The 26445-nt window shown below is 71.9% G+C and carries 30 protein-coding genes and 1 tRNA gene; 23 read left to right on the forward strand and 8 right to left on the reverse strand.

The genetic code is table 11. The annotated features are described in order from the left end of the window. The first annotated feature begins 20 nt into the window (after positions 1–20). The 3 genes from ACFPK1_RS28170 (at position 21) to ACFPK1_RS28180 (ending at position 2150) form a co-directional block, all read left to right on the forward strand. On the forward strand, positions 21–344 hold the full coding sequence (locus tag ACFPK1_RS28170) for a P-II family nitrogen regulator (RefSeq protein WP_378024267.1): 324 nt from the start codon (positions 21–23) through the stop codon (positions 342–344). A 160-nt stretch (positions 345–504) separates the two neighbouring features. Beyond that, complete coding sequence (locus ACFPK1_RS28175; protein ID WP_378024268.1) at positions 505–1485, forward strand: anti-sigma factor RsbA family regulatory protein; 981 nt, start codon at positions 505–507, stop codon at positions 1483–1485. A gap of 32 nt (positions 1486–1517) precedes the next feature. Beyond that, on the forward strand, positions 1518–2150 hold the full coding sequence (locus ACFPK1_RS28180) for a maleylpyruvate isomerase family mycothiol-dependent enzyme (protein WP_378024269.1): 633 nt from the start codon (positions 1518–1520) through the stop codon (positions 2148–2150). Here the strand turns inward: ACFPK1_RS28180 and ACFPK1_RS28185 are convergent. Next, on the reverse strand, positions 2101–2619 hold the full coding sequence (locus ACFPK1_RS28185) for a GNAT family acetyltransferase (RefSeq protein ID WP_378024270.1): 519 nt from the start codon (positions 2617–2619) through the stop codon (positions 2101–2103). The two genes, ACFPK1_RS28180 and ACFPK1_RS28185, sit on opposite strands and share 50 nt — an antisense overlap. A 77-nt stretch (positions 2620–2696) precedes the next feature. Here ACFPK1_RS28185 and ACFPK1_RS28190 point away from each other — a divergent pair, with 77 nt between their 5' ends. From ACFPK1_RS28190 to ACFPK1_RS28245, 12 genes are all read left to right on the forward strand, one after another. Next, entirely contained in the window at positions 2697–3101 is a 405-nt protein-coding gene (locus ACFPK1_RS28190) for a VOC family protein (RefSeq protein WP_378024271.1), read from the forward strand. Positions 3102–3618: 517 nt separating this feature from the next. Beyond that, entirely contained in the window at positions 3619–4275 is a 657-nt protein-coding gene (locus ACFPK1_RS28195) for a PH domain-containing protein (protein ID WP_378024272.1), read from the forward strand. Between the two features lie 805 nt (positions 4276–5080). Then, a complete protein-coding gene (locus ACFPK1_RS28200) occupies positions 5081–6019 on the forward strand; it encodes an MvdC/MvdD family ATP grasp protein (RefSeq protein WP_378024273.1) in 939 nt (312 codons plus the stop codon). Between the two features lie 922 nt (positions 6020–6941). Beyond that, positions 6942–7250: a putative quinol monooxygenase gene (locus tag ACFPK1_RS28205; RefSeq protein WP_378024274.1), complete on the forward strand. Its 309-nt coding sequence runs from the start codon at positions 6942–6944 to the stop codon at positions 7248–7250. Next, positions 7247–8443 (forward strand): helix-turn-helix domain-containing protein, encoded by a 1197-nt coding sequence (locus ACFPK1_RS28210; RefSeq protein ID WP_378024275.1) that lies wholly within the window; start codon positions 7247–7249, stop codon positions 8441–8443. The genes ACFPK1_RS28205 and ACFPK1_RS28210 overlap by 4 nt, the downstream gene beginning before the upstream one ends. A 105-nt stretch (positions 8444–8548) precedes the next feature. Further along, positions 8549–9061, forward strand: a complete 513-nt coding sequence (locus ACFPK1_RS28215; RefSeq protein WP_274229968.1) for a hypothetical protein — start codon at positions 8549–8551, stop codon at positions 9059–9061. Continuing rightward, positions 9061–9318 (forward strand): hypothetical protein, encoded by a 258-nt coding sequence (locus ACFPK1_RS28220; RefSeq protein WP_378024276.1) that lies wholly within the window; start codon positions 9061–9063, stop codon positions 9316–9318. Before ACFPK1_RS28215 ends, ACFPK1_RS28220 begins: the two co-directional genes overlap by 1 nt. A 273-nt stretch (positions 9319–9591) precedes the next feature. Further along, the gene (locus ACFPK1_RS28225) at positions 9592–9885 is read left to right on the forward strand and encodes a WhiB family transcriptional regulator (protein ID WP_378024277.1); all 294 of its coding nucleotides are present in this window, start codon (positions 9592–9594) and stop codon (positions 9883–9885) included. A 218-nt stretch (positions 9886–10103) separates the two neighbouring features. Then, positions 10104–11654: an FtsK/SpoIIIE domain-containing protein gene (locus tag ACFPK1_RS28230; RefSeq protein ID WP_378024278.1), complete on the forward strand. Its 1551-nt coding sequence runs from the start codon at positions 10104–10106 to the stop codon at positions 11652–11654. 182 nt (positions 11655–11836) lie between these two features. After that, the gene (locus tag ACFPK1_RS28235) at positions 11837–13462 is read left to right on the forward strand and encodes a replication initiator (protein ID WP_378024279.1); all 1626 of its coding nucleotides are present in this window, start codon (positions 11837–11839) and stop codon (positions 13460–13462) included. Continuing rightward, positions 13459–13668 (forward strand): helix-turn-helix transcriptional regulator, encoded by a 210-nt coding sequence (locus tag ACFPK1_RS28240; protein ID WP_378024280.1) that lies wholly within the window; start codon positions 13459–13461, stop codon positions 13666–13668. Before ACFPK1_RS28235 ends, ACFPK1_RS28240 begins: the two co-directional genes overlap by 4 nt. Further along, positions 13668–15050 (forward strand): tyrosine-type recombinase/integrase, encoded by a 1383-nt coding sequence (locus ACFPK1_RS28245; RefSeq protein WP_378024281.1) that lies wholly within the window; start codon positions 13668–13670, stop codon positions 15048–15050. Before ACFPK1_RS28240 ends, ACFPK1_RS28245 begins: the two co-directional genes overlap by 1 nt. 218 nt (positions 15051–15268) lie before the next feature. On the opposite strand, the gene ACFPK1_RS28250 is transcribed toward ACFPK1_RS28245, so the two are convergent. Continuing rightward, positions 15269–15427, reverse strand: a complete 159-nt coding sequence (locus ACFPK1_RS28250) for a hypothetical protein (RefSeq protein ID WP_378024282.1) — start codon at positions 15425–15427, stop codon at positions 15269–15271. A 419-nt stretch (positions 15428–15846) separates the two neighbouring features. Between ACFPK1_RS28250 and ACFPK1_RS28255 the strand changes: the two genes are divergently transcribed. Further along, positions 15847–15978, forward strand: a complete 132-nt coding sequence (locus tag ACFPK1_RS28255) for a hypothetical protein (protein WP_378024283.1) — start codon at positions 15847–15849, stop codon at positions 15976–15978. Between the two features lie 123 nt (positions 15979–16101). On the opposite strand, the gene ACFPK1_RS28260 is transcribed toward ACFPK1_RS28255, so the two are convergent. Then, positions 16102–16185 (reverse strand) — tRNA-Tyr (locus ACFPK1_RS28260). A gap of 108 nt (positions 16186–16293) precedes the next feature. Here ACFPK1_RS28260 and ACFPK1_RS28265 point away from each other — a divergent pair. Both ACFPK1_RS28265 and ACFPK1_RS28270 read left to right on the forward strand, forming a co-directional pair. Further along, positions 16294–16785 carry a YajQ family cyclic di-GMP-binding protein gene (locus tag ACFPK1_RS28265; protein ID WP_378024284.1) on the forward strand — a complete coding sequence of 164 codons (492 nt, stop codon included), beginning with the start codon at positions 16294–16296 and terminating at the stop codon, positions 16783–16785. A gap of 7 nt (positions 16786–16792) precedes the next feature. After that, positions 16793–17299 (forward strand): GNAT family N-acetyltransferase, encoded by a 507-nt coding sequence (locus tag ACFPK1_RS28270; RefSeq protein ID WP_378024285.1) that lies wholly within the window; start codon positions 16793–16795, stop codon positions 17297–17299. Position 17300: 1 nt separating this feature from the next. Here the strand turns inward: ACFPK1_RS28270 and ACFPK1_RS28275 are convergent, their stop codons facing one another. Beyond that, positions 17301–18026 (reverse strand): excalibur calcium-binding domain-containing protein, encoded by a 726-nt coding sequence (locus ACFPK1_RS28275; protein ID WP_378024286.1) that lies wholly within the window; start codon positions 18024–18026, stop codon positions 17301–17303. Positions 18027–18263: 237 nt separating this feature from the next. On the opposite strand from ACFPK1_RS28275, the gene ACFPK1_RS28280 reads away from it, so the two are divergent. Further along, on the forward strand, positions 18264–18476 hold the full coding sequence (locus tag ACFPK1_RS28280; protein WP_378024287.1) for a hypothetical protein: 213 nt from the start codon (positions 18264–18266) through the stop codon (positions 18474–18476). A 41-nt stretch (positions 18477–18517) separates the two neighbouring features. After that, on the forward strand, positions 18518–19876 hold the full coding sequence (locus ACFPK1_RS28285; protein ID WP_378024288.1) for an NAD(P)/FAD-dependent oxidoreductase: 1359 nt from the start codon (positions 18518–18520) through the stop codon (positions 19874–19876). 140 nt (positions 19877–20016) lie between these two features. Here ACFPK1_RS28285 and ACFPK1_RS28290 read toward each other — a convergent pair whose 3' ends face one another. The 4 genes from ACFPK1_RS28290 to ACFPK1_RS28305 form a co-directional block, all read right to left on the reverse strand. Then, positions 20017–20472 (reverse strand): GNAT family N-acetyltransferase, encoded by a 456-nt coding sequence (locus ACFPK1_RS28290; RefSeq protein WP_378024289.1) that lies wholly within the window; start codon positions 20470–20472, stop codon positions 20017–20019. Then, positions 20465–20848: a VOC family protein gene (locus ACFPK1_RS28295; RefSeq protein ID WP_378024290.1), complete on the reverse strand. Its 384-nt coding sequence runs from the start codon at positions 20846–20848 to the stop codon at positions 20465–20467. The genes ACFPK1_RS28290 and ACFPK1_RS28295 overlap by 8 nt, the downstream gene beginning before the upstream one ends. Positions 20849–20947: 99 nt before the next feature. Further along, the gene (gene htpX, locus ACFPK1_RS28300; RefSeq protein WP_378024291.1) at positions 20948–21781 is read right to left on the reverse strand and encodes a zinc metalloprotease HtpX; all 834 of its coding nucleotides are present in this window, start codon (positions 21779–21781) and stop codon (positions 20948–20950) included. 68 nt (positions 21782–21849) lie between these two features. After that, positions 21850–22434 (reverse strand): PaaI family thioesterase, encoded by a 585-nt coding sequence (locus tag ACFPK1_RS28305; protein WP_378024292.1) that lies wholly within the window; start codon positions 22432–22434, stop codon positions 21850–21852. Between the two features lie 52 nt (positions 22435–22486). Here ACFPK1_RS28305 and ACFPK1_RS28310 point away from each other — a divergent pair, with 52 nt between their 5' ends. The 3 genes from ACFPK1_RS28310 (at position 22487) to ACFPK1_RS28320 (ending at position 26441) form a co-directional block, all read left to right on the forward strand. Continuing rightward, entirely contained in the window at positions 22487–23281 is a 795-nt protein-coding gene (locus ACFPK1_RS28310) for an enoyl-CoA hydratase-related protein (RefSeq protein WP_378024293.1), read from the forward strand. Positions 23282–23460: 179 nt separating this feature from the next. Continuing rightward, positions 23461–25347, forward strand: coding sequence for a 2-oxoacid:acceptor oxidoreductase subunit alpha (locus ACFPK1_RS28315; RefSeq protein WP_378024294.1), 1887 nt, complete (start codon positions 23461–23463; stop codon positions 25345–25347). Then, the gene (locus ACFPK1_RS28320; RefSeq protein ID WP_378024295.1) at positions 25344–26441 is read left to right on the forward strand and encodes a 2-oxoacid:ferredoxin oxidoreductase subunit beta; all 1098 of its coding nucleotides are present in this window, start codon (positions 25344–25346) and stop codon (positions 26439–26441) included. Before ACFPK1_RS28315 ends, ACFPK1_RS28320 begins: the two co-directional genes overlap by 4 nt. Positions 26442–26445 lie beyond the last annotated feature (4 nt).

Here is a 26445-nt window from a genome sequence, read left to right on the forward strand (position 1 = left end):
ACCGGACGGGAGGACGCGCGGTGAAGACGGTGCACGCGATGATCCCGCCCCACGCGCTCGACGCCGCGCGCCGGGCTCTCGAGCGGCACGCGGTGCTGGGGATGACGGTGTCCGAGGTCCTCGGCCCGAGCCCGAACGGCCAGCGGACGATCCAGCGGGGCCAGGTCGTCCAGGACAGCTTCACGCCGTGCCTGCGGCTCGAGGCGATCGTGCACGACGAGCTCGTCGACCGCGTCGTCGACGAGATCGCCGCCGCGGTGCACCCCGAGGGCCGGCTCTGGGTCACGCCCCTGGACGTCGTCCTGCGGGTGCGGACCGGGGAGCGCGGCGAGGACGCGGTGTGACCTCGGTGTGACGTCGGGGTGACCCGGCACGCCCAGCCGTGACGACCGTCTGCCGCAGCGCCCGACCCGCCCGGCGGAACTCGCTGTTGCGGTCGCGCGTGATCCGGCGAGGATCGACACTGCTCGGGGGACATCGCCATCGGACGGGTGATGGTGGGGGGTGAGGACGGCGGACGACACCGGACGGCATCGCCGCGGCTCCGACACCGCCGGGTTCGAGCACGTGGCCCTCTTCTACGACGACGACGCGCACCTCGTCGCGCGCGTCGTCGACCACGTGCGCGAGGGGCTCGAGGCCGAGGACGCCGTGGTGATCGCGCTGCCCGGGGAGCAGCTCGGCCCGATCCGCGAGGCGCTCGGCGCGGACGCGCGGGCGGTCGTGCTCCAGGACGTGCGCCGGCTGGGGCCCAACCCGGCGCGGCTTGTCCCGGCGCTGCACCAGTTCGCCGACGAGCACCCCGACCGCCGCGTGCGGGCCGTCGGCGCCGGGCTCTGGCCGGACCGGCCCGCCGACGAGCGCGCCGCCTACCTGCAGCACGACGCGCTCACCAACATCGCGTTCGACGGGCGACCCGTCACCATGCTCTGCCCGTACGACACCCGCACGCTCGACGCGGACACCGCCGCCGACGTCCGCGCCGCGCACCCCCTGCTCGTCGAGGGCGGCGTGCCCGTGCCCAACGCGACGTACGGCGACCCCGCCAAGCTCGCCGAGGCCGTGCTCGGCCCCCTCCCCGAGCCCCCGGACCTCGGCGAGACGCTGGTCTTCACCGCCCCGCACGGGCCCCGCGCCGTCCGCCGAGCCGTCGCCGACCACGCCACGGGGGCCGGGCTGTCCGCCGACCGCGTCGCCGACCTCTGCCTGGCCGTGCACGAGGTCGCGGTCAACACGGTCGTGCACACCGAGGGCCCGGGCATCCTCTCGCTCTGGCACACCGAGGACCGCGTGGTCGCGGAGATCCAGGACTCGGGCCACATCGCCGACCCGCTCGTGGGCCGGTACCCGCCCGCCGCCTCCGACGGACGCGGCTACGGCCTGTTCCTCACCCACCGCCTCTGCGATCTCGTCCGGCTGCACAGCGCCCAGGACGGCGGGACCACCGTGCGCATGACCATGTACCTGGACGGACGGCCCCGCTAGGTTCGGCCTCTCGCGACACCGAGGGGCCCGCCGTGGACGACGCCGAGCTGCACACCGCCATCGAGTCCGAGCGGCTCCGGCTGGCCGACGTCCTCGACGAGCTCGCGCCCGAGGAGTGGGACGACGAGTCGCTCTGCACCGGCTGGACCGTGAAGACGCTGGTCGCGCACCTGACGCTGACCTCGCGGATCACGCGCCTGGAGGCGCTGCGCGGCGTGGTCGCCGCCCGCTTCGACATCAACGCCTTCATCGACCGCGCCGCCCGCGCCCGCGCCGCGCAGTACTCCGTCCCGGAGCTCGTCAGCCAGTTCCGCGAGTCGGCGGGGTGGACGAAGCGCCCGATGGGCGCGAAGCCGCTCGACCCCTTCGTGGACATCCAGGTCCACGGCCAGGACCTGACGCGGCCGCTGCGCCGGACGCTGCCGATGGCGCCGGAGCACGCGGTGCCCGCGCTCGGGTTCGTGCTGTCGACCTCGTTCTACGGCGCGCCGAAGCGGCTCGCGGGCCTGCACCTCGTCGCGACCGACACCGACTGGTCGCACGGCGAGGGCGACCGCGAGCTCCGCGGCCCGGCGGGCGACCTGCTCCTCGTGGCCACCGGACGCGCCACCGGCCTCACCGCCCTCCACGGCGAGGGCGTCGCGGACCTCGTGGGGCGCCTGTAGATGTCAGCGGTGGGCCATCGCTGACGTCCGGTGTCCGTGGCGCCACACGCTCGACGCCGCCCTCGGTGTCGAGACGCCGCCCGAGCACGGTCGTGTCCTGGCGCGCGTAGCCCAGCCGCTCGTAGAACGCGACGGCGGCGGCGTTGTCGTCGCGCACCATGAGCTGGACCTTCGGCACGCGCGCGCCGAGCCATCTCTCGGCGGCCGCGACGAGCGCGCGCCCGACGCCGCGCCGGCGGTGCTCCTCGGCGACCGCGAGGTAGTAGAGCCACCCGCGGTGCCCGTCGTGCCCGACCATCACCGTCCCGACGAGCCGCTCCCCGGCCGTCGCGGCCAGCACCGTCGACGACGGCCCGTCGAGCGCGCGCCCGAGGTCGGCGTCCGGGTCGTTCCAGGGGCGGGTCAGTCCCGCGGCGTGCCACAACGCCACCGCCTCGGCGCACCGCTCGCGGGGCAGAGTGGTGATCATCGACGTGACCGTAGACCCGGACCGGACCTGTCCGCCCCGCGCGTTGCACTGGGGAGACCGAAGCGCGAGGAGGAACCGTGCTGTCCCGTTTCCCGCTGAACCCCGTCCTGCCCGCGTCCGACGGCGACCGTGCCCGCGCGTTCTACCGCGACGTGCTCGGGATGACCCTGGTGTCCGGGCCCGCCGACGACCCGATGATGTTCACCGCCGCCGAGGGCACCCGGATCGTCCTCACCGAGATCCCGGACCGCCGGCCCGTTCCTTATCCCGTCGTGTCGTTCCTCGTCGTCGGCCTCCACGACGTCGTCGACCAGCTGCTCGCGCGCGGTGTCGTGTTCCACGACCCGGGCAGCGACCGCGGCTCGTTCGCGGGGCGGGCCGGGCGCGCCGAGGGCGTGGTCACCGACTACGGCCCGGTGCGGTCGGCCTGGCTCCACGACTCGGAGGGCAACGTCCTGGCGCTCAACGAGATCGTCGGCTGAGCGTGACCTTCACCCGCTCCGAGGGCATACGTCAGGACGAGCGCGGCATCCGGACCGCGCCGGGCGGCGTGCGGATCGCGTGGCTGCCGACATGAGAAAGCCCCCGACCGGACTGGCTGGTCAGGGGCTCGGTGGCGGGTGAAGGATTCGAACCTTCGAAGCTTTCGCGACGGATTTACAGTGCGCACCCGTTGTGCGTCTGACCAGCGGCGACGTCAGCGATCTTCGCTCTCGCCCGTGAACAGTCCGCACCGGACACTGGACCGGTCCCGGTGGTGATCTCCTCGCGGCGCGGGTCCTCCCCGGCCGGGCCGTGGGTCCGGAGTGCCAGGTACTCCTTCCCGCCTGGCGCGGAGCGGCCCGCGGTCTGGCTGGCCTTTGGCGCGCCGCGAGGAGGTCGCCGCCGCCCTTGCCCTCACCCTGATCTCTGAGCGGTGTCGGGTCCGGGCGGAGCCCGTCCTTCCTTGATCCGGTGCCCTGACGAAGGGCGGTCACTGCTCATGGGATCGTGCCGAGCATGAGTGAGGACATGCGCGCCGACATCGCTGCGGCGTGGGGGAACCTGTCCAACAAGGTCGGCAAGAAGCGGGACGTACGGAAGCTGCCCGAGTACCTCAACGGCGGCGAGGTCGTCCTGACCATGACCGGGGGCCTCGTCGCCGGGAAGAACGGCCTGCTCGTTGCGACCGATCGTCGGGCATTGTTCGTCGCTGAGGGCGTGATGAACCACAGCTTCGAAGATTTCCCGTACGACCGGATCACCACCGTCACGTCCTCGCGCGGCCTGGTCTTCGGGAAGATCGTGATCGGCACTGCGGGCGCTTCCCGCGTCGTGGACCAGGTGGAGAAGGGCGAGGCAGAGGCCGTCGCCGCCGTCCTGCGTGAGCGCGTCGAGGCGACGACGCGTGAGCGGTACGCACCTCCAGCTCCGCCGCCATACCGGCAGCACTACGCGCCGCCTGGACATGCGGCTCCTCCCCAGAACTACGGACCGCCGCCGATGCATGCGGCGCCAGGCCAGCATCACGTCGCGCCGGCTGCAGCTGCGCCGGGGCCTCCTCCGGGCGGCTTCAGCATCGCAGCGGAACTGCGCGAGTTGGCTGAACTGCGAGACCAGGGCGTGCTGACGAACGAAGAGTTCGAGAGCCAGAAGGCGCGGCTGCTTCGTCGGTAGCGCACCGAATGTCGACCGCGGTTGGAGGCTCGTGCGGAGTCAGCGGCGGCGCGGCACCGGCCGTGAGCTGCGGTCCGGCGAGGCGGGGAAGCCCGACCGGCGGCAGAGCCGAGCACGGCGCCAGCCGCGCGCAAGGCGCTGACGCCGGCCGAGGCGATGCCGACTCGGCCGGCCCGCGTGCCCAGGCCGCGACACGCGCCGCCGCAGGCGGCGCCTTGATCCCCTAGAGCCGAATTCGGCAGGTTCTGAGGTTGAGTGCAACCGAGGTTCTGGAACCTGGTCTACCCGTCGCCCTAGGCCCGGGATGTCGGTCCACCGTGAGATGCTCGGTAACTACCGGACTGATGGGCGACGCGAGGGAGCCAGCTCCATGGCACGACAGGAGGCGGACAGCCGTTCGTCATCGGACCGCGGCGTAGAGCGCCCCAACCCGGTAGCGAGTGAGGCACGCGGCGAGACGGCTGACACGTCTCGAGCACGCGGGGACCAGTCATCTGATTCGCCCAGGGCAATCACTGCGTCGCGAGGAGAAGTCGTCGATGGCTGACAGCATCGGACGTAACTACGATCAGTCGGACCCCGAGAGCGATGAAGACCAAGGGGACCGTGAGTATGAAACGAAAGTACGTGGCGAGCGCACGGATACCCTATATGCGGGTCACGTAGTATCGCTCGCGCGGACAGAGACGGTCTTGGGCGCGCTGGCAGCCAGGCAGCAGGGCTCCGGTGGTGGCTCCGGTAGTGGCTCCGGTGGTGGCTCCGGTAGTGGCTCCGGACCGAGAACGGCTGTTCGTCGCGAGAAGTCGTGACGGCGCGACGCGTGCTTCTGGTCGCTCCCACGGACGACGCTCACGCGTTAGCTGTGCGCGACTCACTGGACGCAATAGGAACAGCAAGCACGTACCTATCGCCCTCAGCTTTCCCGCGTGTTGAGTTCTCTACTGGCTCGCTAGTTATTGATGAGGTCGAGTGCTGGAACCCGGAGAAGGACTTGCTGCCGTGCGTGTGGTGGCGCCGACTTCGCAGGGCGGCACCATCGGATATCAGAAATTCGCCGGAGCGAGATCTTGCGGCCGATGAGACCGCTTCCCTGATCCGCGGAGTTTCCAGCGTCATCGACTGCTGTGTAGACACGCCGAATATCGTTGCCCGCGCCGAAGAGAAGCCGTATGGACTCCACCTCGCCCGTAAGCTCGGCTTCCAGACACCACAATCGCTCGTCACAAACAACGAGGATAGGGCTCGTGAATTTCTTCGCGCAGGCAGAACTATCGCCAAACCCCTAAGCTCTGGTGTTGGTCTTGCGCCATACGTTGACCTAATTGACGACGATCTACTATCTCTTGTTCCTGCAGCTCCGGTCCTCCTGCAACACCTAGTGGAGGCAGATTCCGACATACGAATTGTTACCGTTGGTGAGTACGGGACGGCCTGGAAGCGGGCACGAGGTGCTGACGTTGTTGATTGGCGCGCGACGGACCCGGCGGGCGAAGAATTCGTTCGATGGGAAGGCGAGGCCAGTCGTGAGGCATGCGCGAATGCGGTCCGCCTCTGCCGAGCGTTCGGCCTAACTGTAAGTGTTCAGGATTGGCTCAAGCGCAGCGAGGGCGAATTGGTCTTCCTGGAAATCAATCCGCAGGGACAGTGGCTGTTCCTACCGGGGGCCAAAGAGGTCGTAGCTCCCGAGTTTGCGAAACGTCTCACCGCGCATAGGACTCCGGACCAGGGTCGAAAAGATGACTGAAGGCTCGTCTGGGCGGGAGTGGCAGCAATTATACTCGAATATCGGCGCCTCCGCGGAACACAACTCAACCTCGCCGCGCTGGCCGACCACATGGCAATCATTTGTTTGGGACCTGGGTCCCGAGGCAGCGGCGCCAGAGAACGACGGAGTAATTCCGCCAAACAGCTCCCCGAACGAAGAAGGGTCGAAGAAAGTCGAAGATGGCGCGCTGGATGATGCGCTCGAGATAGCACGGACTTCTCACGAAAGGGCGATGGCAGCCGTAAACACCTCAGAGTCAAAGGCGTCAAGACTGCTCACCCCCGCCGTCACTCTAGCCGTTGCCAGTGCAACTCTGACTGGACTCATTATTCGGTGGTCAAGCACTACAGCCGAGAACGCCGCGAGCCTATTTCTCGCCGTTCCGCCGATCTTCGCGACAATCGCTTTCGTGGTTGCCGCATTGAAAGCCGCCGATGCGGACCTGCGCATCGGAATCTACGGTCGGACTGACCTCCGTACCGCCATGAACACAGCGCAGGTTAAAGCCAACGAAGTTGACTCAGTCTCGTTGAAACGCGCAGCAGTAGATTCATTTGTGAGATCCGAGAAACTTATCAACTGGAGCCAGCAGCACAAGGCCACCGGCTTAATGTCAGCCCGCGCATGGCTGACTAGGGCGGTTCTGATGTTGCTGATATCGGCAGCTATTGGTGGAGCGACCTTGCTTGGACCTGCGCGCGACCCGACGGGGGTCCAGCCTCCGCTTCAGCCTGTCCCTGCTGGTCCGCCACCACCGACGCCGCCCGCGGTCCCGCGATAGTGGTAGCTGCTGCTCGGGCGTAATCGTGCTCCGAGCACTGTGGGACGTGGCGGCTGGCGATAGGCACGAACCAGGGGAACCAGTACCTTTGGTGTGGCACCACACTGGAGGTACGTACGCATGTTTGGGTTAGTCGTCCGCTTCGACCTCACTGACGAGGGCGCGGCTCAAGGGTTCGACCAGCTCGTGGAGGAGACCGCTCCCGGTATCCGGGAGCGAGAGCCCGGCACGCTCCTCTATGCGGTGCACACCGTCGAGGACGCCCCACTGGCCCGGGTCTTCTACGAGATGTATGCGGATCGTGAAGCGTTCGAGGCGCATGAGAGCCAGCCGCACACGAAGCGCTTCCTCAGCGAGCGTGACCAGTACATCGCCGACACCCGGGTGGAGTTCCTGACGCCCACGGGCGGCAAGAACCTGCCGCAGTGAGCGCCCCCGGCGAGCAGCGCGCCTTCGGCCAGCGGGTCGCGTTCCTGCGGAAGAAGCTCGGCCTCTCGCAGGCAGAGTTCGCCAGCCGGCTTGACCGATCCGAGACGTGGCTCAGCCAGGTTGAGCGTGGCGCTCGGCGGATTGACCGCATGAGCGTGCTCGAACGACTAGCGGACGCGCTCGGCGTACCCGTCGCGGAGCTGGCGCCGGAGCAGAAGGTCGTCCAGGCCGACGTCGAGCCCGCAGCGAGCGCCCTGAGCCTCGCGCTCTCCTCCAGTGACGCGCTCCATGCGGTGCTCGCCGGGACCCGGCCGTTCGACGTCCGAGACCTCGACCGGCAAGCGGTGAAGGCGTGGGAGTACGCCCACGGCTCGCAGTACGACGAGCTGGCGACGCTCCTGACGGACCTGCTCCCCGAGCTGGAGCGCTCCGCGCGGAACGCCACCGGCGACGACGAGATCGTCGTCAACGTCGCGAAGGCGCGGTCGTACCTCGCGGTGGCCGGCGTGCTCTCCAAGCTCGGCGAGACCGGCGCGGCCTGGGTCGCCGTCGACCGCGCGATCACCGCGGCGGAGAAGGCCGGCGACCCGCTGTTGATGGCCGAGGGCGCGTTCCGTCTCGCGATCGTCTTCCAGGTCGCGCGACGCTTCGATCTGGCGATCCGCGCCGCGGAGTCGGCAGCACACGCGCTCGACGAGCGGGCCGCCGACGGCGACTCCCCCGCCATCGCTGTGCGCGGTGCCCTGAAACTCCAGCTCGCGGTGGCCTCGGCTCGGCTTAACGATGCGCGCATGGCGTACCTCTACCTCGACGAGGCCCGGGCGGCGGCCGACGAGCTGGGCGAGGACCGGAACGACTACGAGACCGAGTTCGGGCCGACGAATGTGCTTCTCCACGACGTGGCGGTGGCGGTCGAGCTGGGCGACGCCGGTCGCGCGCTCCGGGTCGCCGAGACCGTCGACGCCTCCGGACTCTCCCCGGAGAGGCAAGGCCGGCTCCTCATCGACGTCGCCCGTGCGCAGGCCCAGCTCCGCCAGACCGACGCCGTCGTGGCGACCTTGCGCCAGGGCCTCGACCTCGCTCCGCAGCAGTTCGAGAGCCATGCCCGTGTCCGCGAGCTGGTCGCCGACCTCGTCCAGAGCGACCGCACGGGCTCGCAGGAGCTTCGCGATCTGGCACAGCGAGTGACATGACAAGACCACCCGAATAGACCCGCACAATTAGTGCGGCACCCGCACTTTAAGTGCGTACGCTCCTCGGTACCTGGGCACGCGTGCCCCTTTGACGAGGAGATGGTGATGGCAGTCCCTTACGGGCAGAGGTTCCCGGTCGAGTTCGAGACGGTGTTCCCGCAGGGCGGGTTGATGATGGGCGAGGTCTCGGCGGTGACCGAGTACCAGTCGCGCGAGGACCGGGCGAAGGGCCGGCCCGTGCGTCAGCAGGTCGACGAGGAGACCGGCAAGCGGATGTGGCGCGTGACGGTCTCGGACCCGTCGGCGACGCGCGAGGCCGACAAGTCGGTCTCGGTGACGGTGCTGGCCGAGCACCAGCCGGTGCCTCCGGACGGCATCGAGGTCGCGCCGGGCATCGTCGTCCGGCCGATCGAGTTCGAGGGCATGACCGCTGCCCCGAAGTTGGAAGGCCAGGGCGAGTACAAGCGCCTCGGCTACACGTTGCGCGCGACCGGCATGCGGACCCCGGCGGGCCAGGGTGCGCCGGCTCCCCGCTCGTCGTCCCGCGGTTCCGGAGGGTCGGGCGCGAGCGCGACGCCCTCCAGCGGCCAGGACCCGACCGACGGGAAGGCCGCGTGATGGCCGGCGTCGAGTCGTCCGAGCCCGGGATCACGATGACGGTCGGCGTGCATGTCCGGCCCGACGCGCGGATGGGGTTCACCGTTCACGCCGGCGAGGACCGCGTCACGCTCGACGTCGAGGAACGCACCGGGAGCCGGCTGACGCTGTTCCTGCACTCCGGCGAGCTGGTCCGCCTGTCCGAGTGCTTCGCCGCCGCCGTCGCGGAACTGCTCGCGGCTCAGCACGCCGTCCGCGGAGCCTGCGGCTCCGTCTGACTCGGCGCCGGGGCGGGTCCTGGCGACCAACCTCTCCCCGTTCCGGCGCCTTCGCCCCTCCGCACACGTCGGTGCTGGAGCGCGCCCCCACGGTAGTGACCGCGGGTCCCGCCGTCCCGGTCCGTCGTGTGCCTCCCGACCTCGGAAGGCACGACGATGAGTTCCCCATCCCACACCCGCCGACCGGTCCACACGCCCGAACCGGTCCTCTCCCGTCTGCGACGCGACGTCGGCCCGGGTCGCGAGTTCCACAACCCGGCGACGGTCCGACTCGTGCTGCGCCGGGTCCTGTTCGACGGCGACGGACCGCCGTCCTGGCGACAGCACGCCAGCTGCGCCGGCCTCGACGAGCTGTTCTTCCCCGAGCCCTCCGATCCGGAAGCGGTCGCTGCCTGCCGGGCCGTGTGCGAGTTCTGCCCTGTCCAGGCGGCGTGCCTGGAGGACGTCATGAGCTGGGAGCGCTCCGGGCGATGTCACGGGGTCGTCGCCGGCTTGACGCCCGTCGAGCGGACCCGGCTGGCCCGTGAGCAGCGCGGCGAGCCCGACCCGGGAGGTGCGGTCGCATGAGCACTCCGAAGGCGGAACCGGTCGTGTCCGACCGCTGCGAGGTCTGCCGGGCACGGATCGAACGACGCCGCAACGCACCTCGCCGTTGCCCTGACCACCTCGACCAGACCGCGCTGTTCGACGCCGCTCCCTTGCGTCGTCGTGCGGCCACCCGCCGGGCGGTGCTCGGCACCGCTCGTTCCCCGCGGACCCGTCGATCGTCCCCACAGGAGCCGTAGATGTTCACGCACCAGCCCTTCCGCGGCTCGACGATCCGACGTCGCGCCGACGTCCAGCGCACGGCGATCGTGCGGGAGCCCGACACCCTCTCCAGCCGTTTCGGACTCGCCGCCGGGCGTGGTCTGTTCCGCCTGGCTCTGCTGGCGGTGTGGGCCGCCGTGATGACGATCTGGCTGCTGGCCTACGTACCGATCCTCGGGGCCGTCGTCGCCCTGGCGGTGCTCCTCGGCGCCATGCAGGGCATCGCCGGCTTCCTGGCGGTCCTGGCGGTGGCGCTGGCTGCCGGCGTCACGTGGTGGTGGTCGCACGGTGCGTCGTTCGATCGCCTGATCGCCTCGCGGGTGTTCCGGTTCGGCCGGCGCATCCGGTACCGGAGCGGCTTCGCCGACCTCATGGCCTCGGCCGGCCTCCAGGCACGCGACGCCTCAGCCCGTCTCGTCGTGCCCCGGCTGCTGTGGTGCCGTCTCGGCCTGCACGCCGATCTGCTGACCGTCCAGCTCTGCCCCGGCGTCACGCGCGAGGACCTCGAGGAGCGGACCGACGAGCTGCGCTCCGAATTCCGGGCCCTCGACGTCCGGGTGCTTGCCCACCGGCGACGCGGCTGGGTGTGGCTGCGCGTGATCTGCGCGGACACGCTGATGGAGCCCACCGCGCCCCCGAGCTCGGCGCACGCCGTCGACCTCGAAGCGCTCCCGCTCGGGCGCCGGGAGGACGGTTCGCCGTGGCGGCTGCGGCTGCTCGGGCGGCACGTGCTGATGGCCGGCGCCTCCGGCTCGGGCAAGTCGTCGATGGTCGCCGGCCTGCTGGTCGCGCTCGCCCCGGCGATCCGCGAGGGCCTGGTGCGCGTCATCGGGATCGACCCGAAGGGCGGCATGGAGTTCGGCATGTACGCCGAGCTGTTCCACCTCCTGGCCGCCGACAGCGACGAACACCTCGTCGTGGGTCTGGAGGCCGCGGCCGCGCTCACTGCGCAGCGCACTCGCGAACTGCGCTCCCGGACCCGGCAGCACGTGCCGACGACCGCCGAGCCGTTCTACGTCGTCCTCGTCGACGAGGTGGCCTCCCTGACCACCTACATCGCCGATCGCGGGCTGCGCAGCCGTGCTCAGGCCGCGCTCGGGCAGCTGCTCACCAAGGGCCGCGCCCCGGGCGTCTCGGTCGTCGGGTGCGTGCAGGACCCGCGCAAGGAGGTCGTCGACCTGCGCGGGCTGTTCACCACGCGCGTCGGGCTGCGGATGACGGAGAAGACCGAGGTCGCGATGGTGCTCGGGGACGGTGCCCGTGATCGCGGTGCGCGTTGCGACCAGATCAGCGCGCTGACCCCGGGCATCGGCTACGTGGTCGACGACGAGGACCAGACCCTGACCAAGGTGCGGTCGGTCTACGTGGACGACGAGCAGATGCGCTGGCTCGCCCGCACGTACCCGAGCCCGACCCGCGAGGACATCGGGGCGGTGATCCCGGTCCAACGTGACGAGCCCACCCCGCGGAGGAAGGCGAAAACGGGCGCGGCGAAAGAGGCCAGCGAGTCGAAGGAGGACTCGTCATGAGTGAGATGAGGGGCGGCCTCGCCGCACACCGGCGGGACGGCAAGAACGGCGAGACCTGGCCCGCGAGCACGTTGGGTGAACCAACGGACGTGACAACGGGCTTGCCCGTCGCCGACGGAGGCGCAAACGTCGGTGAGCAGCAGGACGAACGCCGGACGCGTCAGGAGCGTGCGGTGCTCCCGATGGCCGCCGACGTGGCCCGGGCGATGGCCGCTGAGCACGGCGTCTGCGTTCGGCCGGTGGCGCTGCGCCGGATCGACATCGAGACCGGGCGCACCGAAGTCGTGCCCGTGGCGTGCGGGTCGACGCGGGAGGACGTCTGCGGCCCGTGCGCAGTGAAGGCCCGGACCCTGCGGATGGCTCAGTGCCGCGAGGGCTGGCACCTCGACGAGGAGCCCGACCTGTCCCCGCGCGAGCCGACCGACGAGGAGAAGAAGATCGTCGGCGCTCGGGCCGACCTCGTGGTGGCCTACCGCGCGGCCCGGGAACGCGGCGACGACGAGACGGCCGAGGAGCTGGCCGAGCAGGTCGACGACCTCGACGAGCAGTTGCGGGCGCTCGGCGTCCGCGGCCGGCTGGCTGCCCTCGATCCGCCGGAGCGGGCACCCCGCAAGCGGTCCACCCGGCGACGTCAGGACGCCCCGAACCTTCCTCGGCGGCCGGTGGAGGACCGCACCGTCGGTCAGACCTTCGGCGTCGGGCGCTACCGGCCCTCGACGTTCGTCACGTGGACGCTGGGCAGCTACGGCCGGGTCCGCGAGGACGGGACGCCGGTCGATCCGGCGAGCTACGACTACCAGCGCGCGGCCCGCGACGCGGTGCACTTCGCGGCCCTGCTCGACCGGCTGTGGCAGAACACCCGACGCTGTGTGGGGTGGGAGGTCCAGTACTTCGGCACCGTCGAGCCGCAGCGCCGGGGCGCTCCGCACTTCCACGCCGCTGTCCGGGGCTCGATCTCCCGCGCCGACCTGCGGGCGATCACCGCGGCGACCTATCACCAGGTGTGGTGGCCCGCGCACGACCAGGCGGTCTACACCGCCGATCGCCCGCCGGAGTGGGACGCGGTCCGGCGGGTGTTCACCGACCCCGACACGGGGACGGCCCTGCCCTCCTGGGACGACGCCTGCGACGCCGTCACCGAGCCCGCACACGTTGTGCGGTTCGGGGAGCAGGTGCACGTGAAGGGCATCCTGGGTGGCACCGAGGACGCCGGTCGCCACATCGGCTACCTGACCAAGTACTTGACGAAGAGTGTCAGCCACGCCGCCGGGCTCTCGGCCGCCGCCAAGGGCGAGGAGCAGGACGAGCAGGCGCGGCCGGTGAGTGATCGTCAGCGCGCCCACGCCCGCCGGCTGCACGCCGAGCTGTCCATGACGCCGTGCTCCCCGCGCTGCGCGGTGTGGCTGCTGTACGGCGTGACACCGAGGGGCGCCGGCTTCCGCACGACGCCCGGCATCTGTCGCGGCAAGGCGCACCGCGCGGAGACGCTGGGGCTCGGCGGGCGTCGGGTCCTGGTCTCGCGGAAGTGGTCGGGCAAGACGCTGGACGACCACCGCGCCGACCGGACCGCGTTCGTTCGGCAACTGCTCGCCGACGTCGGGATCACCCCGACGACCCGGACCACCACCGGCGACCCGGCGGTGCGTTGGGAGCCGACCCGGCCGAACGATCCGGACGTACCGCAGCGTCCGGTGCTGCTCCTGGCCGCGATCGCTGAACGCCAGCGATGGCGCACGGAGTACACCGCGGCCCAGCTCGCCGCGTCGGGAGACCTGCCGTGTTCGGCAACCGACGGAGCGGCGGCGTGAGCGCCCGGGTCCCGGCACCGCGCCGACCGGTGGAGAAGCTGACCGTCGAGCAGGTCTGCGACGAGCTGCAGATCGCGCGCTCGACCTTCTACCAGTGGCGCCAGCTCGGGAAGGCGCCGAAGTGCATCCGGCTCCCGAACGGCGCGATCCGCATCCGGCGCGCCGATCTCGACGCCTGGCTGGACGGCTGCGAGGTCCCGGCCTGATGGCACCAAAACGAGAGACCACGCTGGACGTCCGGGTGTGGGGCGTGAAGAAGCGCGAGGGTGCCCGCGGCACGACGTACCGGGTGCGGTGGATCGTGGCCGGTCAGGAGTGGCACGACTCGTTCCGGCACCCCAGGCAGGCCGACGGGTTCCGCTCCGAGCTGGTGAGCGCGATCCGGCGCGGGGAGCCGTTCGACCTGGCGACCGGCCGGCCCGTGTCATCGGCGCCCGAGGTCGCCGCGGTCACGTGGTTCGAGCTGGCGTGCGACTACGTCGACATGAAGTGGCCGCGGCAGGCCGGCAAGAGCCGGCGCGGCATCGCGGAGTCGCTGACCACGACGACGGCAGCTCTCCTGACCACCGACCGCGGCCGGCCGGACGACGACGTCCTCCGCGCCACGCTCTACGCCTGGGCCTTCAACGCGCCGGTGCGCGCTGCCGGCCCGCCCGCCGACGACGACATGGCCGCGGCGGCACGCTGGCTGGCTCAGCACACGGTGCCGGTCTCGGCGCTGGCCGATACCGTGCTCGTGCGTGCCGTGCTGGACCGCTTCACGCTGCGCCTGGACGGCGCACCGGCCAGCGCGAGCACCGTGACCCGCAAGCGCGCCACGTTCTTCAACATCGTCGAGTACGCGGTGGAACGGGAGCTGCTGCCGTCCAACCCGCTGCGCACGATCCGCTGGAGCGCACCCAAACTGGCCGACACGGTCAACCCGCGGGCGGTGGTCAACCCGGCGCAGGCACGCTCGCTGCTCGAGGCGGTGAGAGTGCAGGGCAAGGCCGGGCCGGCCCTGGTCGCATTCTTCGCCGCGATCTACTACGCCGCCCTCCGCCCGGCCGAGGCCGTAGAGCTCCGCCGCGACGCCCTGACGCTGCCTGACGACGGGTGGGGCGAGCTGTACCTCACCGGCTCCGCCCCGGAGACCGGGCGCGCGTGGACCGGCCTCGCTACCCGCCGGGAGCCGCGCGGGCTCAAGCACCGGGGGCGTCAGGACGTGCGGATCGTGCCCGCTCCCCCGCCGCTGGTCCGGCTGCTACGCGACCACCTCGACAGCTTCGGCGTCGACCGGCAGGGCCGGCTGTTCCGCGGCGCCCGCGGCGGCCCGCTGGCCGGCAGCGTCTACCAGCGTGTGTGGCGCGACGCCCGCGAGAAGGCCCTGACGGCCTCCGAGGTCACCTCACCCCTCGCGCGCCGGCCCTACGACCTCCGGCACGCCGCCGTGTCGACCTGGCTCAACTCCGGCGTTCCGGCACCGCAGGTCGCCGAGTGGGCCGGCCACAGCGTGAACGTGCTCCTGCGCGTCTACGCCAAGTGCATCGTCGGCCAGGAGGACGAGGCGCGGCGGCGGATCACCGAGGCGCTGGGCGAGGACCCGTGAGCGAATCTTGTCTCTTGCCCGTGAAAGGGCGCGTGACGGTCACGGGCGAGCCGGCCGGCTGTCACCGTTGGGTTCGCGTTCGGGTAGCGAGGAGACCGCACGCGGGAAGGTCCGCGATGGCCTGAAGGCGGTGTCCATCAGGGAGACGGAGGAGATGAGCACGGCACCGACTCCCTCGCCGACGAGATCGAGAAGGTCGGCCGTGACGCTTCGGCGACTCAAGGTGACCACGCGTCGGGGCCGTCGGGACGGACTTGCTGGCAGGTCTGAACGATGGTGTTCCACAGTCGGCGGGCCTCGGGATCGTGCGCGAGCCACTCATCGATCTGTGAAGACGCGGCGGTGTCGCCGTGGGCGGCGAGGACCTGCAGGTCCACGAGTCGGTCGATCCAGGCTCGGTCGACGTGGTCGGAGAGGGTCGGTTCGGGAACGGGAGAAGTAGTGATGGCGTTGCAGCCTTCCCTGTGGTGGGGCCCGGTCGTGCCCGCCACCGGCCCCCCCCCCGCGGGCGGTGGGGACACGACCGGCCCGAGACCCGCGGTATCGGCCGCGGACTCGGGGAGCCGTCGCGACGCGCCGAGGAGCAACGTCGTGACGGCGAATGGAGCGCATGACTCAGCGCCAGGAGTGGTGGCGGAGCCGGATGCGGGGTGTGCTGGTCGCTTCCTAGGAGTGCCCAAGCCCCTGAGTGGGTCCTGCACTGAAGCCGAGGGTCCCTACAACCGGCGGCGGCGTTCCAGCTGCACAGGACTGTCCTCCGTGAAGGCCTCGGTAAGCAAGCGGGGAGGCACAGGACTTGTCGCAGGTCGCCGAATGGGCCGGCCACAGCGTGAACGTGCTCCTGCGCGTCGACGCCAAGTGCATCGTCGGCCGGGAGGACGAGGCGCGGCGCCGGATCACCGAGGCGCTGGGCGAGGACCCGTCATGATCGATCTGTCCGTGCATCGTCCGTGGACACCGGCGCACGACCGGTCACAGCCGGACGGAGCCGAACATGACCCTGATCATGAATCAGCCCCGTCGTCGCTGGTCAGCGAGGCAACGGGGCTGGTGGTGGCGGGTGAAGGATTCGAACCTTCGAAGCTTTCGCGACGGATTTACAGTCCGCTCCCATTGGCCGCTCGGGCAACCCGCCAGGGTGTGCCACCCCGGAGGATGACGTCGTAGAGACTACAGACACGGGTGCGCCGCCGGTGCAGGCGGGGCCCGTCGAGCGCCACCCGACCCGTCAGGAAGGACGATCATGGCGAACCCCTCGTTCGACGTCGTGAGCAAGGTCGACCGCCAGGAGGTCGACAACGCGCTCAACCAGGCGAGCAAGGAGCTCTCGCAGCGGTTCGACTTCCGCGGGACGGGGGCCGGGGTGTCGTGGGCCGGCGAGGAGGCGATCACCATCAGCGCCGAGACCGAGGAGCGCTGCACCGCGGCCATCGACGTCTTCAAGGAGAAGCTGATCAAGCGCGGCATCTCGCTGAAGGCCTTCGACGTCGGCGAGCCCGCGATCTCGGGCAAGACCTACAAGGTCACCGGCTCGCTGGTGCAGGGCATCAGCAAGGACAAGGGCAAGGAGATCTCCAAGGTCATCCGGGACGAGGGCCCCAAGGGCATCCAGGCCCAGATGCAGGACGACCAGCTCCGCGTCACCGGCAAGAAGAAGGACGACCTGCAGGCCGTCATCTCCCTGCTCAAGGAGCGCGACTTCGAGATCGCGCTGCAGTTCACGAACTACCGCTGAGCCCCCGGTGGCCGCGGTGCGCGACCGCCGGCCCGCGGACCTCGAGGCCCTCGCGGCGGCGCTGGTCGAGGTCCACCTGGTCGACGGCTATCCCGTCGAGGGCGTCGCCGACCCGCGCGCCTGGCTGACCCCGCCCGGCACCCTGCACGCCTGGGTCGCGACCCTCGACGACGCCGTCGTCGGGCACGCCCTGGCGATGACGGCGCAGCCGGAGATCGCCGCCGTCGACGCGTGGGTGCAGCGGGGCGGGGACATCGCCACCACGATCGTCGGCGCGCGCCTGTTCGTCGCCCCCGCCGGCCGCGGCCGGCGCCTGGGCACGACGCTCGCCCGCACGCTCACCGACTGGGCGGTGCACCACGCCCTCGACATCGTCGGCGACGTCATGGCCAAGGACACCGCCGCGATCGCGATCTACGAGCGCCTCGGCTGGCACCGGATGGGCGCCGCGATGCACGACACCGGCCGCGGCACGCAGGTCCCCGCGTACCTGTACGCGAGCCGGGAGCCGTAGCTCACGCCCGGCGGTGCCGCCCGGGGCGGGCGTGCCGGACCGCGACGGCACCGGCGACCGCGGCGGAACCCATGAGGGCGTAGGCGAGGGCGTCGGAGCCGTCGGACGGGGCGGAGCCGTCCCCGGCCTCGACGCCGCCGACGGGGTAGCGGTGGGCCGGAGCCGAGGTGTCGGTCGCGGCGGCGGGCCGGACGTCGACGTCGCTGCTGTCGTCGCGGTCGTCGTCACTGCCGTCGTCGCCGTAGTCGTACGACTCGCAGGCGATCCCGTCGTCGTCGGCGTCGAGGCGCTCGGGGTCGCTCGGGTCGTCGTCGAGGACGGCCTGGGCCTCGGCCCGCGAGGAGAAGTCCGCGCAGTCGCGGTCCTGCGTCGGCCAGGTCCACGTCGACGACGAGTTCGACGTCCCGTGCGTGGTGGACGACGTGGAGCCCGAGGACGACGTCGAGTCGTCGGTGAGGCCGAGCTCCTCGCTCGCGGAGCCGCGGCTCGGCAGGCTCTCGCACGCCACGCCGTCGTCGTTGCGGTCGAGGTCGTGCGGGTCCCCCGCGGTGGTGTCGAAGAAGTCCTGCGCGTCCTCCTGGTACGTGAAGTCGTCGCAGTTCTTGTCGCCGGCACCGGCGGCCAGCGCCATCCCCGCTCCGGGCCCGAACACGCCGAGCAACGTCAGCGTCCCGAGGGTGGCGGCGCGGGTGCGGCGGGTCCGGCGGACGGCACGGTGAGCAGGCACGGAAGGTCCCCTCGAGTGGTGTGGTGGAGCGCGACGTCGCGCTCAGCACCACCGTCGCCGCGGCGATCGCGATCGTTAGGACGATCCGCGAGGACCACACGAGCGGGGTCGATACGGACGATCGGCGCAACCCCGCCCGGCCCCGGGGCGTCTCTGTCCTGATGCGCACCCGACTTCGGGGGCGGTCTCGGGGTCTTCCCGGAGCCGGCGGGCCTCGGCGCCGAGCAGAGTCGGGTCATGGCTCCCGCACGGTCGTGGCTCGTGGACGCCGCGCTGCTCGTCACCCTGCCGTTCGGCGCGGGCCACGGGACACCGCCCCCGGCGGGCAGCCCGGGCCCCGAGCTCGTCACCGGGACCGTGGGCGAGCACGGCGAACCCCGCGTCGTCCCCGCGCACGATCCCCCCGCGCCGGCCCCCGCGCCCGACCTCGAACGTGGCGTCGTCCCCTGACACCCGCCGCGCGCCGGCGCCGCGTGGGGTAGGCAGAGCGCATGAGCGAGCGGATCGTCGTCGTCGGGGGCGGCTTCGCGGGGTCGGGCGTGGCGCGGCGGCTGGAACGGCTCGCGCCGGACGCCGACATCCGGCTCGTCTGCCCCGACGACTACATGCTCTACCTGCCGCTGCTGCCGCAGGTCGCGGCCGGGGTCCTGCCCGCGCCGGCCGCGGTGGTGTCGCTGTCGCGCCGGTTACGACGCACCGTGGTCGTGCCGGGCCGCGCGACGGGCATCGACCTCGACGCGCGCCGCGTGCTCGTGCGCAGCATCACCGGCAACCCCGAGGTCCTGGGCTACGACCGGCTGGTGCTCGCCCCCGGCAGCGTCACCAAGGTCATGGACGTCCCCGGCCTGCGCGAGTACGGGCGGGGCTGCAAGACGCTCGCCGAGGCTGCCTACCTGCGCGACCACGTGCTGGGCCAGCTCGAGGTCGCGAACACCTCCGACGACCCCGACGAGCGGGCCCGGCGCTGCCGCTTCGTCGTCGTCGGCGGGGGCTACGCGGGCGTCGAGACGGCGGCCAACCTGCAGCTGATGACCACCGCGCTGGCGCGCCGCTTTCCCCGCCTCGACCCGGGGCTGGTGCAGTGGCACGTGGTGCAGCACCACGACGGGCTCATGCCCGGCCTCGGCGACCGGCTCGGCGAGGACACGCGCCGGGTGCTCGAGTCCCGCGGCATCCACGTCGACCTCGGGGTGAGCCTCGCCGCGGTCGACGACGAGTCGGCGACGCTGTCGGACGGCCGCCGCCTGCCGACGCAGACGCTGATCTGGACGGCGGGCGTCTCCCCCAGCCCGTTGATGGGCCACCTGGACGCGGCCACCGACCACGGCCGGCTCGTGGTGGGCGCGGACCTGTCGGTGCCCGGGCACCCGGAGGTGCTCGCGATCGGGGACGCGGCGGCGGTGCCCGACCTCGCCACCGGCGGCGGCGCGGTGTGCCCGCCGACGGCGCAGCACGCCTCGCGGCAGGCGCCCGTGGCCGCGGACAACGTCGTCGCCGGTCTCGCCGGGGCGCCGACGCGGGAGTACCGCCACCGGGACCTGGGCATGGTCGTCGACCTCGGCGGCACCGACGCCGTCGCCAAGCCGTTCGGGGTCGACCTGAGCGGCGCCGTCGCGGCCGGGGTGACGCGGGCCTATCACCTGTGGGCGATGCGGGCGCCGGCCGCGATGGCGCGGGTGGCCTCGGCCTGGACGCTGAGCGCGCTGCACGGCGCGAGCGCGGTCCGTCTGGGGTTCCTGACCGGGGCGAGCGGGCGGCTCGCCGAGTTCGAGCACACCGACGACTACCTCGACCCCGCCGCCACCCGCGCGGCGATCGAGGGGCTCAGGCCTCGCGTCCCTCGAGGCTGACGAGCCGGCGGTCGATCTGCCCGAGCGCGTCGACGATGCGCTCGAGACGGGGCGGGACGAGGGCGGCGATCGTCATGTCGACCGTCCCGCCCCGGCACGCCCACCACCTCAGGGTCCGCCCCCGGTCCGTCCCGGGGTCGTCACCACTCCTTGGCGTAGTAGTAGCTCGGCTCCGTCGCGCCGGGCTCGATGAACACGTAGCCGTGCGCGGCGTAGAAGCGGCGGGCGTCGACGTCCTCGCCGTCGACGTTGACCTCGACGATCCGCCCGCCGCGCTCGGCGGCCAGGGCCTCGACGGCGGTGAGGAGCGCGTGCCCGATCCGCCGGCCCCGCCGGTCCGGGCGCACGTAGAGCTCGTCGAGCAGCGCGACGGGCCCGTCGAACCAGACGTTGGGGCGGAACGAGACGACGGCGAGCCCGTCGGGCGGGTCACCGTGGACCAGCGCGACGAGGTCGTCGGTTCCCAGACGGTGCTCGAGTCGAGCCGTCAGCACCGCGACACCCGGCGTCGGGGTGTCGAACTCGGTGTTGAAGTCGTCGAGCAGGGTCGCGACGGTCGCGGCGTCGTCGGGACCGGCCCGCCGGACCTCACCCACCGGACCCGTACCGGCGGGTGATGACCTCGAAGTGGTGCCCGCCGGGGTCGTCGAAGTACAGGCCGCGGCCGCCGTCGTTGGTGTTGTACTGCCCGACCCAGCGCTGCCGGGGATCGGCCCAGTACGTGATCGCGCGGTGCTGCAGCGTCGCGAGGACGACGTCGAACTCGTCCTCGCCGACGAGGAACGCGACGTGCTGGCCGGGCCACTCGCCGGGTGGGGTGGCGTAGTCGATGGTGAACGTCTCGTCGACGTCGACGGCGATGAACGGCCCCCACGGGTGGGGGTCGGGCAGGCCGAGGACGTCGGCGAGGAACTGGGCGGACGCGCGCGGGTCGTGGGCGGCGAGCGAGAGGTGATCGATGCGAACGGCCATGGGGTGGGTCACTCCAGGGCCCCGGCGCCTCCATCCGCCGGTCTGGCACCGGCCCGGACGCGACGCTGCGGGGATCTGATCGCGGGGTCCCGCAGGGCGTCAAGAGCCGTTGCGGGCCATCGCCTCGAGCCGGGCGATGCGGTCCTCCAGCGGCGGGTGGGTCGAGAACATGCGCGAGAGGCCCTCGCCCGGGCGGAACGGGTTGGCGATCATCAGGTGCGACTGGCTGACCAGCTGCGGGTTCGGCGGCAGCGGTGCGACGGCCGTGCCGTACTGCAGCTTGCGCAGCGCCGAGGCCAGGGCCAGCGGGTCGTGGGTGAGCTGCGCGCCGCTGGCGTCGGCCTGGTACTCCCGCGACCGGCTGATCGACATCTGGATGATCGCCGCCGCGACCGGGCCGACGATCGCGACGGCCAGGGTGGCGAGGACGTTGCGGCTGCCGCCGAAGAGCTGGGCGGCGAGCACGAGGTAGGACACGACGCTCGACAGCGCGCCGGCGACCGACGAGATGAGGATGTCGCGGTTGTAGACGTGCGAGAGCTCGTGGCCCAGCACGCCGCGCAGCTCGCGCTCGTCGAGCAGCGCCAGGATGCCGGTGGTGGCGCAGACCGCCGCGTGGCGCGGGTTGCGGCCGGTCGCGAAGGCGTTGGGCGCGTCGGTGGGGCTGACGTAGAGCCGGGGCATCGGCTGGTGGGCGTCGGTCGCGAGCTCGCGGACGATCCGGTACATCACCGGCTGCTCGGCCTCGCCGACCGGGCGGGCGTGCATCGCGCGCAGCGCGAGACGGTCGGAGAAGAAGTACGAGTAGCCGTTGACGCCGAGCGCGACGACGAGCGCGACCAGCAGCCCGGTGCGGCCGAACAGCGAGCCGATGATCAGCACGATCGCGCTCATCAGACCGAGCAGCGCGGCCGTCTTCAGCCCGTTGCGCACCGGTACCTCCCCTCGGACGGACCCTTCGCCCGGGACAACGCGGCCGGTGCTCCGCCCGTTCCCGCTCGTCAGCGGGCCGCGCGTGCCGCCTCGATCACCTCGCGGCTCGCCCCGAGCGCCTCGAGGTCCTCGGGGCGCCCGTGGCGCAGGAAGTGCTCGACGCCCACCTTGAGGAAGAGCGCCCGCGCGGTGCCGGCGACCTCGCCGTCGAGCCCGCCGAGGCGCGCGTCCCCGGAGACGTAGATCTTGCGGCCCACGACGGCGTCGACGCGCGAGCGCAGCCACACCGTGGTGCCGACGGGCACCGGGCGCCGGAAGTCGGTCTCCAGGCGCGCGGTCACCGCGGACCGGGTGACCTGCGTGTAGGCGGTCCCGAGGGAGTCGTCGAACGCGGTCATGAGCATGCCGCCGTGCAGCAGGCCCGGCGCGCCCTGGTGCTCGTCGAGGACGTCGAAGCGGCTGACGACGGAGATGCCGTCGTCGGCGACCCACGACCGGATGCGCAGGCTGCCGGGCACGTCGCCGCAGCCGCGGCAGCCCTCGAAGTGCGAGGTGGTGCGCTCGCCGGGCGGGGGCGCCTTGGGGTTGCGCTGCGGCGCCGCGGCGTCCGCCGGCGGGTCGATCGAGATCGGCACGGCCAGCACGTTACCCATGGCAACGACTCCCGGGCCGCGAGCCGCGTCACGGTGACGGCATGCTGGGCCCATGACCTCCCCGGACGTCCGCCTGGACCGCCTCGACGGTGTCGCCCTGCTCACGGTCAGCGACCCCAGGCGGCGCAACGCGATGACCGGCGCGCTCTCCGAGCGCCTGGTGGCCGTGCTCGGCGAGATCGCGGCCGACGAGTCGGTGCGCGCCGTCGTCGTCACCGGCGACGACGACCCCAAGCCGGCGTTCTGCGCCGGCGGCGACCTCGACGAGCTCGCGGCCGCCGGCGAGGCCGGGCCGGACGCCCTGGAGCACATCTACGCCGGGTTCCTCGCGCTGGCCGAGTGCCCGTTGCCGACGTTCGCCGCGGTCGACGGTCCCGCCGTCGGCGCCGGGCTCAACCTCGCGCTCGCCGCCGACGTGCGCATCGCCGGCGACACCGCGCGCTTCGAGCCGGGCTTCCTGCGCCTGGGCGTGCACCCCGGCGGCGGCATGACGTGGATGGCGCAGCGCCTGGTCGGCCCGCAGGTGACGACGGCGATGCTGCTGGGCGGCGAGGGCCTCGACGCCGCCCGCGCCGCCGAGCTGGGCCTCGTGCTGCGGGTCGCGACCGGCGAGGGCACCGACGGCCGGTCGGCGGCGGTGACCGAGGCCCTGCGCATGGCGGCGGTCGCGGCGGCGGCGCCGCGCGAGCTCGTGCTGGCCACCAAGGCCACGCTGCGCACGACCGCGCAGCTCGACCGGCACCGCGACGCGGTCGCCGTCGAGGTCGGCCCGCAGCTGGAGTCGCTGCGCTCCGAGGGGTTCCGCGAGGGCCTCGCCCGGGTGCGCGCGGCCACCGGGAAGAAGTGACAGCCCGGGACCGCCACAGTCCCGTCACCGGGAACGACGGCGTGCACAACATCCTTTTTCGGTCCAGCCTGTGACCCACGACCAGCCGCCGGACGGTCACGCAGCGGTGAGGTTAGCCTGAGTAGTCCGCCTCGTCCCAGGGGGATTCGCCGAGTTGCGAAGGGAAGCGATCGGAAGCGATGACCACTGACACCGCCGTCGGGCCGTCCGGTCGGGAGGTGCGCCAGACCCATCGGGTCGTCATCCGCTTCGCGGGCGACTCCGGGGACGGCATGCAGCTGACCGGCGACCGGTTCACCTCTGAAGCCGCGGCGTTCGGGAACGACCTGGCTACGCTGCCGAACTTCCCCGCCGAGATCCGCGCCCCTGCCGGGACGCTGCCCGGGGTGTCGAGCTTCCAGCTCCACTTCGCGGACTACGACATCCTCACGCCGGGCGACCGCCCCGACGTGCTGGTGGCGATGAACCCGGCGGCGCTCAAGGCGAACATCTCCGACCTCCCGCACGGCGGGATGCTCATCGTCAACACCGACGAGTTCACCAAGCGGAACCTGGCGAAGGTCGGCTACGAGTCCAACCCGCTCGAGGACGACTCGCTGGAGCCCTACACCACGCACCAGGTCGCGATGGCCACGCTGACGCGCGGGGCGCTCGAGCCGACCGGCATGAGCAAGAAGGACGCCGAGCGCGCGAAGAACATGTTCGCGCTCGGGCTGCTGTCGTGGATGTACCACCGCGGCACCGAGGGCACCGAGCAGTTCCTGCGCGAGAAGTTCGCCAAGAAGCCCGAGCTGGCCGAGGCCAACATCCTCGCGTTCCGCGCCGGCTGGAACTACGGCGAGACCACCGAGAGCTTCGCGGTCACCTACGAGGTCGCCCCGGCGCGCCTCGCCGAGGGCACCTACCGCCAGATCACCGGCAACCTCGCGCTCGCCTACGGCGTCGTCGCCGCGGGACAGCAGGCCAAGCTGCCGGTGTTCCTCGGGACCTACCCGATCACCCCGGCGTCGGACGTCCTGCACGAGCTCTCGAAGCACAAGGGCATGGGCGTCACGACGTTCCAGGCCGAGGACGAGATCGCCGGCATCGGCGCCGCGCTCGGCGCGTCGTTCGGCGGCTCGCTGGGCGTCACGTCGACGTCCGGCCCCGGCGTCGCGCTGAAGTCGGAGACGATCGGCCTGGCGGTGGCCCTCGAGCTGCCGCTGCTGATCCTCGACGTGCAGCGCGGCGGCCCCTCGACCGGCCTGCCCACCAAGACCGAGCAGGCCGACCTGCTGCAGGCCATGTACGGGCGCAACGGCGAGGCCCCGGTGCCGATCATCGCGCCGCAGTCGCCCGCCGACTGCTTCGACGCGGCCCTGGACGCCGTGCGCATGGCGCTGACCTATCGCACCCCGGTGTTCCTGCTCTCCGACGGCGCGATCGCCAACGGCTCCGAGCCGTGGGCCATCCCGGACGTGTCCGACCTGCCGGACCTCTCCACGACGTTCGCCACCGAGCCGAACGCCCCCGACGGTTCCGGGGAGTTCTGGCCCTACCTGCGCGACCCCGACACCCTGGCCCGCCCGTGGGCGATCCCGGGCACCGCCGGCCTCGAGCACCGCATCGGCGGGCTGGAGAAGGCCGACGGGCGCGGGACGATCTCCTACGACCCGGACAACCACGACCGCATGGTCCGGCTGCGCCAGGCCAAGATCGAGGGCATCGAGGTCCCCGACCTCACCGTCGACGACCCGGACGCCGACGCGGAGGTCCTGGTCATCGGCTGGGGCTCGTCGTACGGCCCGATCGGCGCCGCCTGCCGCCGGGTGCGCGCGGCGGGGATGTCGGTGGCCCAGGCCCACCTGCGCCACCTCAACCCGCTGCCCCGCAACCTGGGCGACGTGCTGCGCTCGTACCGCCGGGTGGTCGTGCCGGAGATGAACCTCGGGCAGCTCTCGATGCTGCTGCGCGCGAAGTACCTGGTCGACGCGCACTCGTACACCAAGGTCGCCGGCCTGCCGTTCCAGGCCGAGGAGCTCGCCGGCGTCCTCACCGACGCCGTGAAGGGGGACCTGCCCGCATGACCGCGACAGAACTCGGCCAGCCGTCGTTCGGCGGCGGCCTGGACCTCGTCCCGACCACCGACGAGACGCAGAAGGCCAAGGACTACACCTCCGACCAGGAGGTCCGCTGGTGCCCGGGCTGCGGCGACTACGCCGTGCTCGCGAGCGTCCGCGGCTTCCTGCCGGAGCTGGGGCTCAAGCGCGAGAACATCGTGTTCGTCTCGGGCATCGGCTGCTCGTCGCGCTTCCCGTACTACCTCGACACCTACGGCATGCACTCGATCCACGGGCGCGCGCCGACGATCGCGACGGGCCTGGCGGTCACCCGCCCCGACCTGTCGGTCTGGGTCGTCACGGGTGACGGCGACGCGCTGTCGATCGGGGGCAACCACCTGATCCACGCGCTGCGCCGCAACATGAACATCACGATCCTGCTGTTCAACAACAGGATCTACGGGCTGACCAAGGGCCAGTACTCGCCGACCTCCGAGGTCGGCAAGGTCACCAAGTCCACGCCGATGGGCTCGGTCGACGCCCCGTTCAACCCGGTGTCGCTGGCCCTGGGCGCCGAGGCGACGTTCGTCGGGCGCGCGCTCGACTCCGACCGCAAGGGCCTCACCGAGGTGCTGCGCCAGGCCGCCGCGCACCGCGGCGCCTCGCTGGTCGAGATCTTCCAGGACTGCCCGATCTTCAACGACGGGTCGTTCGACGTCCTGCGCAAGGGCGACGACGTCGCCGAGCGGCTGATCAAGCTCGTCGACGGCGAGCCGATCCGCTTCGGCAACGAGGGCGAGTGGGGCGTCGTGCGCTCCGCGTCCGGCGGGCTCGAGGTCGCCCGGGTCGCCGACGTCGGCGAGGACGCCGTCGTCGTCCACCGCGCGGGCGAGCAGGACCCGACGCAGTCCTTCGCGCTCTCGCGGCTCTCCGACCAGGACCTCACGCACACCGTCACCGGGATCTTCCGCAAGGTCGACCGCCCGACCTACGACGACGGCGCCCGGGCCCAGGTCGCGGCCGCCACCGAGCAGGCCGAGCAGCGGGGCGACAACCTCCAGGCCCTGCTCTCCGGCAAGGACACCTGGGCGGTCATGCCGGAGCCCGAGAACGAGCAGTAGCACC

The organism is Actinomycetospora rhizophila (assembly GCF_042657905.1).
Lineage (GTDB): Bacteria > Actinomycetota > Actinomycetes > Mycobacteriales > Pseudonocardiaceae > Actinomycetospora > Actinomycetospora rhizophila.

What these genes read in the sequence shown, in the direction of transcription:
- ACFPK1_RS28185 (WP_378024270.1), bottom strand. Translation starts at nt 2,619, where the DNA reads ATGATCACCACTCTGCCCCGCGAGCGGTGCGCCGAGGCGGTGGCGTTG.
- ACFPK1_RS28195 (WP_378024272.1), top strand. Translation starts at nt 3,619, where the DNA reads ATGAGTGAGGACATGCGCGCCGACATCGCTGCGGCGTGGGGGAACCTG.
- ACFPK1_RS28205 (WP_378024274.1), top strand. Translation starts at nt 6,942, where the DNA reads ATGTTTGGGTTAGTCGTCCGCTTCGACCTCACTGACGAGGGCGCGGCT.
- ACFPK1_RS28215 (WP_274229968.1), top strand. Translation starts at nt 8,549, where the DNA reads ATGGCAGTCCCTTACGGGCAGAGGTTCCCGGTCGAGTTCGAGACGGTG.
- ACFPK1_RS28220 (WP_378024276.1), top strand. Translation starts at nt 9,061, where the DNA reads ATGGCCGGCGTCGAGTCGTCCGAGCCCGGGATCACGATGACGGTCGGC.
- ACFPK1_RS28230 (WP_378024278.1), top strand. Translation starts at nt 10,104, where the DNA reads ATGTTCACGCACCAGCCCTTCCGCGGCTCGACGATCCGACGTCGCGCC.
- ACFPK1_RS28235 (WP_378024279.1), top strand. Translation starts at nt 11,837, where the DNA reads ATGGCCGCCGACGTGGCCCGGGCGATGGCCGCTGAGCACGGCGTCTGC.
- ACFPK1_RS28245 (WP_378024281.1), top strand. Translation starts at nt 13,668, where the DNA reads ATGGCACCAAAACGAGAGACCACGCTGGACGTCCGGGTGTGGGGCGTG.
- ACFPK1_RS28265 (WP_378024284.1), top strand. Translation starts at nt 16,294, where the DNA reads ATGGCGAACCCCTCGTTCGACGTCGTGAGCAAGGTCGACCGCCAGGAG.
- ACFPK1_RS28280 (WP_378024287.1), top strand. Translation starts at nt 18,264, where the DNA reads ATGGCTCCCGCACGGTCGTGGCTCGTGGACGCCGCGCTGCTCGTCACC.
- ACFPK1_RS28285 (WP_378024288.1), top strand. Translation starts at nt 18,518, where the DNA reads ATGAGCGAGCGGATCGTCGTCGTCGGGGGCGGCTTCGCGGGGTCGGGC.
- ACFPK1_RS28295 (WP_378024290.1), bottom strand. Translation starts at nt 20,848, where the DNA reads ATGGCCGTTCGCATCGATCACCTCTCGCTCGCCGCCCACGACCCGCGC.
- ACFPK1_RS28305 (WP_378024292.1), bottom strand. Translation starts at nt 22,434, where the DNA reads ATGGGTAACGTGCTGGCCGTGCCGATCTCGATCGACCCGCCGGCGGAC.
- ACFPK1_RS28310 (WP_378024293.1), top strand. Translation starts at nt 22,487, where the DNA reads ATGACCTCCCCGGACGTCCGCCTGGACCGCCTCGACGGTGTCGCCCTG.
- ACFPK1_RS28315 (WP_378024294.1), top strand. Translation starts at nt 23,461, where the DNA reads ATGACCACTGACACCGCCGTCGGGCCGTCCGGTCGGGAGGTGCGCCAG.
- ACFPK1_RS28320 (WP_378024295.1), top strand. Translation starts at nt 25,344, where the DNA reads ATGACCGCGACAGAACTCGGCCAGCCGTCGTTCGGCGGCGGCCTGGAC.